Source organism: Paludibaculum fermentans (assembly GCF_051172195.1).
Classification (GTDB): domain Bacteria; phylum Acidobacteriota; class Terriglobia; order Bryobacterales; family Bryobacteraceae; genus Paludibaculum; species Paludibaculum fermentans_A.
The window spans coordinates 133,189-144,808 of sequence record NZ_JBPJAQ010000005.1 but is presented as its reverse complement, the minus strand read 5'-3'; the positions used below and the strand labels follow the sequence as shown (position 1 = coordinate 144,808).

The following is an 11,620-nucleotide window of genomic DNA, read 5'->3' as shown; positions in this document are numbered from 1 at the left end:
GCCCGTTTATTGCGCCAGCCACCAGAAAAACGGCCCGCGGCGCTGAGCCGTCAATCTGCTCGCAGCGATTTCACCGGATCGATCCGCGCCGCTCTCCACGCCGGAAACGCCGCGGCCAACATCGCCACGCCCAGCACCAAGGCCGTGACTAACGCGAATGTCAGCGAGTCGGTTGCCGCCACGCCATACAGCAGCGCGCCCAGAAAGCGTGTGAGGGCCATTGCGGTCAGGATGCCGCCGGCAACTCCGTATAAGGAGACCCTCAGCCCCTGGGCCAGGATCATCGAAACAATCTGCCCGCGTGTTGCTCCAATCGCCACCCGCAAACCGATCTCGTACATCCGCTGGCTCACCCAATAGGACATCAAGCCATAGATCCCCACGGCCGCCAGCACAATGGCCGCGCCCGCAAAACTGAGGAACACCTGCATCATCGAACGGAAATCCGAGATCGACTCCGAGACCATCTCCTTCAGGATGTGGATTTGACCCACCGGCACGTTGGGGTCGAGGTCCACTGCCAGTTGCCGCAGGTGGGCTCGCGTCGGCCCGTCGTACGTGTCCACTTTTGCCACCAGCGTCATCGCCGCCGGCAGCTTGCCGTCCTCTGTCTCCGCCTGTGGGTAGGGCAGGTAAATCGCCCCCTGGATCCAATCCGGAAGCCCTTTGCTCAGCGTTGCATGACGCACATCACCCACAACACCAACCACGGTGCGCCACTGCTTGCTGCCCGCCGGCCGGATATGCTTCCCAATGGCGTACTCCATCGGCCAGAGATGTTTCGCCGCGGCCGCCGAAAGCACCGCCACACTACCGGAGTTCGCTCCATCGGACTGCGTCAGGTAACGCCCGGCCACAAGTGGGATACGCATCATCTCCAGATAACCCGCACTCACAGCGCCCAGCAGCAGCATGTCGGCGGGATGATCGTTCGTGTTCGCTCGTCCGTCCACGACCACCGGAATCGTGGGCAGTTGGCCATCCAGCGGGACCGAATTGGCAACGGCCGTTTCTCTTACCCCGGCAACGGCCCTCGAGCGTTGCAGCAGTTGATCGTACAGCGCAATGCACAATGCCCGTTGCGCGCATAACGACCCATTGGGGCTCACCTGCACCGTCACTACACGCTCCGCATCGAACCCCGGTTTCACATCCGTCAGCTTGTACAGGCTCCTCATCAGCAGTCCGGCGCTCACCAGCAGCACCAGCGTCAGCGCGACTTCACCGGCGATGATCACCCCTCTCATCCGCGTCCAGAAGCCTGAGGTCGAGCGCTGGCTGCCCGTCTTGATCGTCTCCGTCACGTTGACCTGATACGCGCTCAACGCGGGCGCAATCCCCGCCGCCAGGCCAGTCAGCAGAGCCAGCCCACTGATCGCCGCCACGATCTGCCAATCGATCACAGCCTCCGTCAACCCCGGCAGCGACGCTGGCAACATTGCCTTGAAGACGGTGAGTCCGCCCGCTCCCACCAGGATCCCCAACCCGGCGCCCGTGAAGGCAAGGCCGACACTCTCGGTCAGCAATTGCCGCACGATCCGCCCGCGGCTGGCGCCCAAAGCTGCACGCAGCGCCAGTTCCTTACGCCGTGTCGTGGCCCGCGCCAGCAGCAAACTCGCTACATTGGCGCAGGCGATCAGCAATACCAGCCCCACGGCCGAAAGCAGAATGATCAGCTTGCCCCGCACATCGCCGACAATGTCCTGCTGCAGCGGAATGACCGTGGAATCGGCATTCCAGTCACGCGCCATGGCGAACGGGAAAATGCCTCTCAGCTCAGTGACCAGCCTCCTCACTTCCCCTTGCGCCTCGCTCATCGTGGCCCCCTGGCGCAGGCGTGCCACCAGGGGCATGTACTCTGTGCCCCAGTACTCCACGAAGTTCGTTGGATCCAGCCGCATCGGAATCCATAGCTGGACGCTGGCCGATGGATAACTGAATCCTGCCGGCAGAATGCCCACAATCTCGCGGTCGACCCCGTTCAATCGAATCATCCGGCCCACCACCAACGGGTCGCCTCCGAATAGGCCTTTCCATAAGGAGTGGCTCAGGATGACCACGTTGCCCCGCCCGGGCGACTCGTCTTCCGGCCTGAACTGCCTGCCCCTCTCCACCGATACGCCCAGCACGGATAGAAAATTCGGAGACGCGCTGCTTCCGGTCACGCGGATCGCCGGCCCCTGGCCCGCCAGGTTCAGCTCAGACCCGACGCTCACCGCGGCAATCTGCATCGCTCGCGATCGCTCTCGAAACAGCGGCACCGCCGCACGCGGATATGTCCCTGTGATCCGAATCAGATTTTCCGGTTGGGCATAAGGCAACGGGCGAACCAGTAGTGCATTCACCAGGCTGAACATGGCCGCATTCCCGCCAATGCCCAGCGCCAGCGAAACCACCGAAATCGCAGTGAACACCGGGGTGCGCGCATACATGCGGAGCGCGTACCGCAGATCCTGCAGCAATCGCTCAATACTCATGAAGCTCCACATGCCGCGGCATTCCTCCCTGGCCAGTGTGAAATTTCCTATCCGCTGGCGGCTCTGCGCCCACACCAATCCCGGCTCCAGTCCTTCGCCGTGCAGTTCTGTCTCTATCTGGTCTAGGTGAAACGAGATCTCTTCCTGCAACTCCTGCTCAAGCCGGTCACGCCGCCATCGAAACAACAACCGGTTCCAGGCTCGGGTGAGCAACGTCTCAAATGAGCGGTTCATGCCATGTTCAGGACCTTTTGAATCGCCTCGATCACACGCGAGAACTCCTCGCGCTCCGCCGCGAGCTGCTTCTTTCCTGCGGCCGTCAACGAGTAGAATCGCGCCCTGCGATTGTTCTCCGACGCCCCCCATTCCGCCTTCACCCAGCCATTCAGCAGCAGCCGCTGTAACGCCGGATAGAGGGAGCTCTCGCCCACTTGCAGCACATCATCAGAGACACGCTTCAATCGCGAAGCGATGCCGTACCCATGCATTTCGCCCGCTACCAGCGCCCTCAGAATCAGCAGGTCGAGGGTTCCGGGCAGCAGTTCAGGTGTTTTCTTTGGTGCTCCCATCGTCTATCGATGGATAATAATGAGCTTGCGCTGGGATGTCAAGCAACATTCTTTCCACCAGCGCATCTCAGCGCTTGGCTCTCCCAAGCAGGCCAAATAACCGCCGTTTCCTCCGACATGGCGGGTCGCCATCTTCCATCCCGCCGCGAGCAGACTCGATCCCCGGTAGCTCGTCTGCGCCCCCAACCCACGTGCGGAACCTCGCGCAGCCTATTTCGGCCGCGGGGCTTTCCCGAAATGCCGCTCGAAGAGCACGCGCGCCCGCTGCAAGCCCTCCGGACTCAAGACCACCGATTTGGCCTTGCTCTTTGGGTCCGAGATGTACCCCTTGGCGTGCAGCCGGTCCAGGGCCGCCCAGTCGTGCGACTTCCACGCTCTGGCCTCCCCCTCATCCAACTCGCAAATGGTCAGGTACAACAACGCCAGCACAGCCTCGTCAACTTTCTCCTGGTCGTACTCCATCGGTTACTCGCCCTCCTTCGCGATCCGGACCATTCCGGCTACCCGCCCCGTGTCCGCCGCGCACACCACTCCTCCGCCCGGATCTCCCAGATCTCACTCGGCAGCCGCCCACTGACGAAATCCCGTTCCTCCACGGCAACCACCCGCATCCCGCTCTTCTCCGAAATCCTTCGCGAGGCCGCATTCTCTATCGCCTTCGGCGCCCGCAGTACCGGGAACCCCAGTTCGCCGAACCAGTAGTCCGTCACTGCCTCGACAGCCTCCGTCATCAGACCCTGTCCCTGCCACGGCAGGCCCAGCCAGAACCCCCGATTGTTGTTCTCGCCGCGCATGAGACAGATGCACCCGATAAGTTGCTCGGGCTCCGTTTTCAGCCGCAAGGTCCAATGCCACTCCTCGCCCCGCTCGATGGCCGGCAGTGCGTGATCGCGGTAGTAACTCAAGGCTCCGTCGGCGGGGTACGGCCAGGGCACAACGTTTGCCAGATGGCGGACAATCGCCCAGTGCGGGAATAACACCTGCACTGGCCCGGCATCCGCCAGCTCCAAAGGGCGCAGTTCCAAACGCCGCGTCTCCAGGCGCGGTGAGGCTTGCATGCCATATTTTAACAATCGCCCCATCTTGCGAACGACTCGGAATCTAAATCCAGACGTTATGGTCCATAATCAACCATGCCTCTGCGAATCGCCATCCGGGCCGCCCTCGTCTGCCTGCTCTCCGCCACGGGCATCTTCTCCCAAACAATGGCCAGGCCCGCCGGTCCGGCGCAACCGCCAGCCCTCACCGCCCTCAACAACGCGTTTCGCGCTGCCTACTCCGAGGCGAAAGTCCGCATTCTCTCCAACGCGGGTCCAACAATTCTAGTCAACGGCGACAATTTCTCTTTGCTTCGCGACGGCCGGCGTGTCGAGGCAAACACCGCCGTTCCCATCTATGACCCCGTTAAGTCCATCGCCCACATCCCTCTCGCCATCTATGTCACCCTCACCCCGGGCGACGGAGCCATCGACGATGCTCGCCTCAAGTCTCTCGCGGCCTTGCGCGCACTCATCCCACCAGCCGAAGCCAGCCTCGACAGCCTGGTCCTCTCCGCCGCAACACTCGCCCGTCAGAAGAAGATCCTGGCCGCGTCTCTATCATTTCTGGATGAGGTTGCCGCCAGCCATACGTTCCAGCGCGCCCACCTGCTTGCCTTCACTCATGCCATGGCCCAGCCCGTCCTGGAAAACTCCAGTGAGGCCGCGCGCGCACAATTGGATGCCATTCATGCTCTCGTGTCGGCCTGGCGCCGCGACCTCGGCCCGCACGAATTCAGCCGGCTTCACGTGGTGATCGTCGGCCCTCATATGCCGCGTGAGAATCTCACCGTTACTCAGTACTTCCTGCGCCTGCTGCATGAGCCCGCGGAAGGTGGCCGCGTCGTCTATGCCGAAGCCCTCTGGGACGAACCCAAGGCCCTCGACCTCCTCGCCACTCACGTCCTCGACGGTAGTGTAGGGGAAGCCTTCTTTGGTGAGGCCCTGCGCATGCACCGTGACATGCTGGGCGACGCCGCCGGCCAATACATTCCCACTCTCCTGCCCAATTAGGTGACTGCTCGACACGCAGCCCGGAGCTCTAGGCCAGGCTGCGATAGATCGCGCTGTCCGCCACTGAGCGCGCAAACGACGCCCCCGTGAACTGGTCCTTCGGAATCGTCTGCAGATGCTCGGCCGCGGCCCGGATCAACTCGAAATCCTCCGCCTTCCTCGCGGCTTCCTCCAGGTTCGAGTAGAACAGAGGATACTCCTCGCCTAGTAACTCCACCAGCGCCGGCAGGCGGTTGCACACCAACGGAGTACCCCGCACGATGCACTCAACCACCGTATTGTTCACCACCGTGTCGTACAGATCCAGGAACACCACGCTCTCGCTCAGCAGGCCGTCGAATGCCTCGGCATCGTGGTAGGGCAACACCTCGACCGTAGACCAGTCCGCGTCGTAAACCCCCGGCTCGTGTGCCCGTTCCTTCTGCACCAGCGCCTGCAAATACTCAGCGCCGTCCTGCCGGGGAATCAGGCACGACTTCCTCAACCGCGTGACATCCAGCCGGGCGATGGAATGAATGCGCCGCAGCCACGCGCCCACCTGCACAATCCTCGGCCGCTCCAGGGCGAAAAATCGCGCACTGTCGAATACGCGCGACGGACACTCGGTAGGATGGATCAACGCCTCAACCGGGACCTTCAGTCGTGCCATCAGCCAATCCCGCATCGCGGTGGAAAAGGTGAACAGCCCGCGGCATTGCGGCAGGCTGTCCTGCCACGCCGGCAGGGACAGAATGTACTGCGGAGCCGACGTCGTCTCGTGCCACTCCGGAATCCCCGGCGGATTGTGCACAAAGCCCGTCCACGGACGACGGTAGGGCAGAAATTCTGAGTCCTTGTGCCGGGACAGGTTCCAACAGAAAGTATCTTCCACAAAACTGTCCAGCAGCACTCCGTTCGTGGTCAGCAGGGGGCTCAACGCCTCCATGGCATAGCCCCAGCCGCTTCGATGATGCGCGAAGCTGAGCGGTCCCTCTAACGAAAATCTCGGAACGAAGTTGTCCATCATGGGGCCCAGTGCCGATAAGTATAGCCCAGGCCGCCAGAATGAGGGCCTGCTTCGGCGGCGGCGCAAACGCCAGGACCCGCACCCCGTTTCCTGCGGCCCGCCGATCTCGTCAGCATTCCCCTGGATCACCTTGTACACTGACACAATGCGAATCTTGGGCTTGCTGTTGATTTGGGTTGCGTTGGTCCACCGCCCAGCCCTTGGCCAAAGTGCAATCGAGGCCTTGTCCAAGAGCACTCCCGCCAGTTCCACCGAAACCCCTCGCGTGAAAGCCGGTGGAGTCGAACTGGCCGTGCCCGGTCCCGGCAACTTCCCAGAGGTCGGCGACCGTCTCCGCACGACCCTCTTCGAGGTGCTCACCCCCAGTACCAACCGCCTCTTGTCCGCCTATGTCCCCCAGGCAACCCTCACCGAATTGACCACCGGCAAAGTCGGCGACGGGCTGCGCCATTACGCCATGCTGCAGGTGCCTCGTCAGGCGGAATACGTCGAATGCACCCCCGAAACCTTCACCCAGGTGCTGCAGGGTGTCGAGTCCTCGATGGGCAACCTCGACGCGAAGATCGTCGGCGATCTCGGCGATGAAATGAACATGCGCCTGAAGAGCCTGGGCTCGAAATCAATCGAGATCAATCGCCCCGAAATGTTAGGCGGCATCTTCAAAAAGACCGACGTGTCCGGCTTCGCCATGTTGGTGGCGTTCAAGCAGGGCGAACGGACAGTCACCATGGCGACGACCCTGGCCATCCTGCGTGTGAAACAGAAGCTGCTCTTCGCTTACTTCTACAAGAAGTACGAGTCGCCCGAAACGGTCCGCGACCTCAGCAAGGACCTCGAAAAGTGGACGGATGCTCTCCTCTCCGCCAACAAGTAACCCTTAGGTGGTTCAGTCGAAGGCGCGACCGAATTGAGCCGCGACTCCCACGGACCGCGACTCCAAGAGAGCCGCGACCGCAAACGGAGCCACGACCGCAAACGGAGCCACGACCGTCAGGGAGTGGATAGCACGCCATAAATCCCCAGCCATCCCACCCAAGAGCCCCCACCGCGCTGCGAACCGCGACTGGGAAGGAGCGGGCCTCGGCGGTACATTCCAAGCACACAGGCAACAAAACACTCCAAGCACATAGCTAACAGTCGGAAAGGGAACTCCGGCGTATTCGAGGGGACTCCGGAGTATCCGACAGTGTCGATCCAACCCAAGGCCCTCCTCCGTGGGGTATGCGCCCATCCCCAACCGCGGCTCCTCATTCAGAAGAACGTCGACCAGGCTCCAGTCGTCCACCCCTTCGCGAACCATCTCCAGCCGTCCTGCCCGAAACGATCTCATCAGCCCGCCCGGATCGCCCGAATCTCCGCTAACTCCCACCGCGAATACGGAATGTTCGGCAATCAGCAGCAGCAAAACACCGTAGGGACGCGCGCCTGGACCCGCCTCTCCGCAACCTCTTCCGACGGCTCCGGACAGCCCGGCCCGCCACCAGGACTTACCCGATCAACCCACTTCTCCCCCATTTCCCCCATTAAACCCTTTTCATTCACAGGACTTCAAGATCTTTTTATCCTTTATTATCATCACCACCCTCCCAAAACCACCCCTTTCCCCTTGACCCGCCCCTTATCCTGAAATCGCGCCGGCCACCAAGCCGGCCATTTTCATTTACAAGGAGATTGACATCATGGCGACCGCAGCTCAGATCACCGCCAACCAGGCGAACGCGAAACATTCCACCGGACCCGTGTCCCCCGTCGGCAAGGCCCGCGCCTCCCAGAACGCCCGCAGCCACGGCTTCACCGCCCGCAACCTCGACATCACACCCGAGGACCGCGCCGAATTCAATGCCCTCCAGGCCACCTTGCGCCTCGACACCCGCCCGTTTGGCTGCCTCGAAGAGGAGATCTTCCACCGCATCCTCTCCCACACCTGGAACCTCCGCCGCATCGAATACTTCGAATCCCTCATCCTCGCCGAAACGGACCCATTGGCGGAAACCGACCCTCACGCCGCCAAACTCGACCGCTACGCCCGCTACCGCCGCGACCTCGAACGCGGCCTCTACCGCGCCATCAAGGAAATCAGCAAACTCCAAACCGAACGCGCCGCCCTCGGCCAGCAGCATCCCGACGTCGTCCAGGGCATCCGCGAAAACGTCCCCCTGGCCGAAGTCACCCGGCTGACCAAGAACACCGAAGAACTCTTCTTCTATGAGGGGTATGGCCGCCCCCGCAGAGCCCTCGAATACCTCACCACCGGCACCGACACGAACCACCCCGACAACCAGGATCCGATCGCCGATCTCCAACCGGTTCTCGTTCCGCGAAATGAACCCAACAGCCCCGTCCTGGACGGAGTGCCCCTCATGCTCCACAACGTGTCCAGCATCTAAACACCACAACCAGGCAGGGTGGCCGCGCCCTCACGAAACGAAGCCGCCTGCGAACTTCACCACAGGTCGCACCCAAAGCCGGAACGTCCGCCGGCCAAGCTCTTTGACAATCAAACCTGTACCCCGCCACTCCGGAAACGCCAGTCCCGCATCCTGGACAACAGGAGCAAACGGAGCCGCGACTGTCAGGGAGTCCCGCACGGCCCTGCGAGCCGCCAAAGGGAACGAAGCCGCTGCGAACCCCGACCGTCAGGGAGGGGTCCCCACCGCGCTACGAACCGAGCACGGCAGTAAGCCGGCCCCCGCACAGTCGCATCTTCAACGGAGTCCCCCCTGGCCGGCAGAACGCCAAACCGAACCGCCGAAACCAACCCAATCCAGCCCGGTCAGCTTTCCGAATGCATCAACTACTTCACGGAACGAAGCCGTTTCCGGATCACGGCCGCCACAGCTTCTCAATCTCCTCCAACGTGTGCCCCTTCGTCTCCGGAGTGAACTTCGCCACAACCCAGATCGTCAATATGCACATGCCGCCATAGATCAGGAACGCGCCCGTCGGTCCCAGCGCCGAAGCAATCGACAGGTAAGTGAAGGTGAGAATCACGCAGGCGATCCAAAGCGCAACCGTTGCAATCGACATCGCCCGGCCCCGGATCCGCGTCGGGAAAATCTCACTCAGCACCACCCAGACCCCCGGTCCCAGGCCCACCGCAAACGAAGCCGTGCACAGGATCATCAACCCCATCACCAGCATGGCGTTCGGCGGACTCTGCAGGAACGCGAACGCCAACCCGGCATGGGCCACCACCATCCCCCCGGCCGAGTACATCAGCAGCGGCCGCCGGCCCAGTTTGTCGATCAGCCACAGAGCCACAATCGTCGACAGGCAATTCACCAGCCCGATGAACACATTCGCCCCGATCGCCGCCGACTGCGAATGCCCGCCCACCTGCTCCTTTAGAATCACCGATCCGTAGAACAACACCGTGTTCACGCCCGTCCACTGCTGCAGAATCGCCAGCCCGACCGCCAGAATCAGCGCCCGCCGGTATCCCGGAGCAAACAGCTCCGCCAGGGTCCCGCTCTCTTCCTGGATCGCCTCCCGGATCGCCGCCAGTTCGATATCGGCCTGCGCCCGCCCACTCACCTTCGCCAGCACGGTGTGAGCCTCCTCGTCCCGGCCCTTCTCCACCAGCCACCGCGGGCTCTCCGGCACGAAAAACAACGCCAACAGGAAGAACAGGGAGGGAATCGCCGCCACCGCGAACATCCAGCGCCACGCCTCCGCACCCATCGAAGACAGCGACCAGTTCACCAGGTAGGCCAGCAGGATCCCCGTCACAATCGCCATCTGGTTCAGCGAAACCAGCCGGCCGCGCATATGGGCTGGAGCCACTTCCGCGATATACAAAGGAGCCAGCAGCGACGCCATCCCGATCGCGATTCCGCCCGCCACCCGCGCCACAACGAACTCGGTCAGGTTTCGCGGCAGTGCTGCCCCAATCGAAGAAAACGCGAACAGCACTGCACAGAAGATCAGTACCTTCTTCCGGCCCAGCCGGTCGCTCCAACCCCCGCCGCACGCCGCGCCGAATACACACCCCACCAGCAGGCTCGATGCGGCAAATTCCGTCTGCAGCTCGGACAGCGCGAACTGCTGCTTCAGGAATAACAACGCGCCATTGATTACCGCGATGTCGAACCCGAACAGTAGCCCGGACGTAGCCGCTACCAACGACGCCAGGTAGACGTAAACCAGGTTCACTTGGATGGGTCGGGTGGGGACGGAGACTGGCCGTAGGATGGGGCCGGGCATGGCGCTGCCATCATATCAGTAGACTTTGTCTGAAAAGGTTCCCGGCCTGGGCTCAGGCCTGCACGCCGCCCACAACCGCTTCCTGCCTCAGACGGGTCAGTTCGCGCCGGGCGATGCCGGCCCAGTATCCGGCCGGGTCAATCTTTAAATAGGTGCGCCAGTGGCGAACAGCCTGCAACAGGTCCCCACGACCCTGGTACAGCAACGCGATGTTGTAGTGGGCGTCGGCATAGTCCGGTTGAATCTCCAGCGCCTTTTTGTAGCACTCCAGCGCCGCCGGCCACTGGTTCAACTCATCGTGCAGATTGCCTAAATTGAAGTGCGCCAGCGCGTACTGGGGCTGCAACTCAATGGCCGCCCGGTATTCCCGCTCCGCCTCCTGCCACTTCTTCAAATGGAAATACACCGTACCCAGGTTCGCATGCGGACCCGGAGCCTCCGGATTGTACTCAATCGCCTTAAGATACGCCGCTACGATGTGCTCCGGCGGACCCCCCGTCTGCTCCAGGTCGATCGCCTTTTCAAACCACTTCTCCGCCTCACGTTGCTTCGAGGCCAGGTTGTCCGCCAGCGTCTGCTCCGCCCTGTTGCCAGGGAATTGCAGAAGCCGGCGAATTTCAGCCTGGTCGAAATCCAGCAGCAGTTGCCCGGTCAGTGGCTCCATCCGGCGTCCGTCCACCTGCACCGACAATCGCTTCCCATCAGTAAAGATTTTTAATTCGCTCAGCGGATCGCGGATGTGCGCCAGCTTCTCCCGCAGCGAATCCAGGATCAGCCGGATGCGCTCCGGACGCAGCCGCTTGCTGCGCAACTGGCGCAGCGTCTTCAATGCGACAAGGTCTTGAAACTGATACGGATCCAGCGGTTGCACAAATCCGTGCGACTCCCAATCGGCCAAGACCCGCTCCTGTACGCCCAGCAGACGGCAAACCTCGTCCCGGGAGTACGTGCGTTTAGGAGCTGGATCGGACACGAGCGCCATTGTAGCATCGGCGCAACGATCACTAGGCGCAGCGTACCGAACGGGAGTATACTGGAATCGAAATGCAACTCAGTGTCAAAGATGGCGCTGCAGGAATAAGCCCCTGGACGCTGGCCGACCTCCGGGATAACGAAGAAGCCATGCTCGACCATATCGAGCTGCCCACTGACTTCGCTCTCCGCCTGATGGAATTAGGCTTCCTCCCCGGGCATCCGGTATCCGCCGCGCACTCCGCCCCCGGCGGGGATCCGCGGGTCTTCCGGGTCGATGGTGGCGAGATCGCTCTGCGCCGCGAAACTGCCCAGCACATCTTCCTGAGAAAGCACTGATTC

The 11,620-nt window shown here is 62.2% G+C and carries 11 protein-coding genes; 4 read left to right on the top strand and 7 right to left on the bottom strand.

The genetic code is table 11. From position 1 onward, the window contains the following. Positions 1-50 precede the first annotated feature (50 nt). The 4 genes from ACR9Y2_RS39175 to ACR9Y2_RS39160 all read right to left on the bottom strand — a co-directional run bounded on the left by ACR9Y2_RS39175 (position 51) and on the right by ACR9Y2_RS39160 (position 4,104). On the bottom strand, positions 51-2,711 hold the full coding sequence (locus ACR9Y2_RS39175; protein WP_435047371.1) for an ABC transporter permease: 2,661 nt from the start codon (positions 2,709-2,711) through the stop codon (positions 51-53). Beyond that, positions 2,708-3,046, bottom strand: coding sequence for a PadR family transcriptional regulator (locus tag ACR9Y2_RS39170; protein WP_435047370.1), 339 nt, complete (start codon positions 3,044-3,046; stop codon positions 2,708-2,710). The genes ACR9Y2_RS39175 and ACR9Y2_RS39170 overlap by 4 nt, the downstream gene beginning before the upstream one ends. 210 nt (positions 3,047-3,256) lie before the next feature. Then, positions 3,257-3,508, bottom strand: a complete 252-nt coding sequence (locus tag ACR9Y2_RS39165) for a DUF6429 family protein (protein ID WP_435047369.1) — start codon at positions 3,506-3,508, stop codon at positions 3,257-3,259. A gap of 38 nt (positions 3,509-3,546) precedes the next feature. After that, the gene (locus ACR9Y2_RS39160; RefSeq protein WP_435047368.1) at positions 3,547-4,104 is read right to left on the bottom strand and encodes a GNAT family N-acetyltransferase; all 558 of its coding nucleotides are present in this window, start codon (positions 4,102-4,104) and stop codon (positions 3,547-3,549) included. A gap of 75 nt (positions 4,105-4,179) precedes the next feature. Between ACR9Y2_RS39160 and ACR9Y2_RS39155 the strand changes: the two genes are divergently transcribed. Next, positions 4,180-5,097: a hypothetical protein gene (locus tag ACR9Y2_RS39155; protein ID WP_435047367.1), complete on the top strand. Its 918-nt coding sequence runs from the start codon at positions 4,180-4,182 to the stop codon at positions 5,095-5,097. Between the two features lie 28 nt (positions 5,098-5,125). Here the strand turns inward: ACR9Y2_RS39155 and ACR9Y2_RS39150 are convergent, their stop codons facing one another. Next, entirely contained in the window at positions 5,126-6,103 is a 978-nt protein-coding gene (locus ACR9Y2_RS39150) for a hypothetical protein (RefSeq protein ID WP_435047366.1), read from the bottom strand. A 223-nt stretch (positions 6,104-6,326) separates the two neighbouring features. Between ACR9Y2_RS39150 and ACR9Y2_RS39145 the strand changes: the two genes are divergently transcribed. Next, on the top strand, positions 6,327-6,977 hold the full coding sequence (locus tag ACR9Y2_RS39145; RefSeq protein WP_435047365.1) for a hypothetical protein: 651 nt from the start codon (positions 6,327-6,329) through the stop codon (positions 6,975-6,977). A gap of 805 nt (positions 6,978-7,782) precedes the next feature. After that, positions 7,783-8,490, top strand: a complete 708-nt coding sequence (locus ACR9Y2_RS39140) for a hypothetical protein (RefSeq protein WP_435047364.1) — start codon at positions 7,783-7,785, stop codon at positions 8,488-8,490. 436 nt (positions 8,491-8,926) lie between these two features. Here ACR9Y2_RS39140 and ACR9Y2_RS39135 read toward each other — a convergent pair whose 3' ends face one another. Beyond that, complete coding sequence (locus ACR9Y2_RS39135) at positions 8,927-10,306, bottom strand: sugar porter family MFS transporter (RefSeq protein WP_435047363.1); 1,380 nt, start codon at positions 10,304-10,306, stop codon at positions 8,927-8,929. Positions 10,307-10,358: 52 nt separating this feature from the next. Then, positions 10,359-11,279, bottom strand: coding sequence for a tetratricopeptide repeat protein (locus ACR9Y2_RS39130; protein WP_435047362.1), 921 nt, complete (start codon positions 11,277-11,279; stop codon positions 10,359-10,361). 71 nt (positions 11,280-11,350) lie between these two features. On the opposite strand from ACR9Y2_RS39130, the gene ACR9Y2_RS39125 reads away from it, so the two are divergent. Beyond that, on the top strand, positions 11,351-11,617 hold the full coding sequence (locus ACR9Y2_RS39125) for a FeoA family protein (protein WP_435047361.1): 267 nt from the start codon (positions 11,351-11,353) through the stop codon (positions 11,615-11,617). Positions 11,618-11,620 lie beyond the last annotated feature (3 nt).

Bases quoted from the DNA above. Each gene is read 5' to 3' on its own strand.
- ACR9Y2_RS39170 (WP_435047370.1), bottom strand. From the start codon at position 3,046: ATGGGAGCACCAAAGAAAACACCTGAACTGCTGCCCGGAACCCTCGAC.
- ACR9Y2_RS39150 (WP_435047366.1), bottom strand. From the start codon at position 6,103: ATGATGGACAACTTCGTTCCGAGATTTTCGTTAGAGGGACCGCTCAGC.
- ACR9Y2_RS39135 (WP_435047363.1), bottom strand. From the start codon at position 10,306: ATGCCCGGCCCCATCCTACGGCCAGTCTCCGTCCCCACCCGACCCATC.
- ACR9Y2_RS39175 (WP_435047371.1), bottom strand. From the start codon at position 2,711: ATGAACCGCTCATTTGAGACGTTGCTCACCCGAGCCTGGAACCGGTTG.
- ACR9Y2_RS39155 (WP_435047367.1), top strand. From the start codon at position 4,180: ATGCCTCTGCGAATCGCCATCCGGGCCGCCCTCGTCTGCCTGCTCTCC.
- ACR9Y2_RS39165 (WP_435047369.1), bottom strand. From the start codon at position 3,508: ATGGAGTACGACCAGGAGAAAGTTGACGAGGCTGTGCTGGCGTTGTTG.
- ACR9Y2_RS39125 (WP_435047361.1), top strand. From the start codon at position 11,351: ATGCAACTCAGTGTCAAAGATGGCGCTGCAGGAATAAGCCCCTGGACG.
- ACR9Y2_RS39160 (WP_435047368.1), bottom strand. From the start codon at position 4,104: ATGCAAGCCTCACCGCGCCTGGAGACGCGGCGTTTGGAACTGCGCCCT.
- ACR9Y2_RS39140 (WP_435047364.1), top strand. From the start codon at position 7,783: ATGGCGACCGCAGCTCAGATCACCGCCAACCAGGCGAACGCGAAACAT.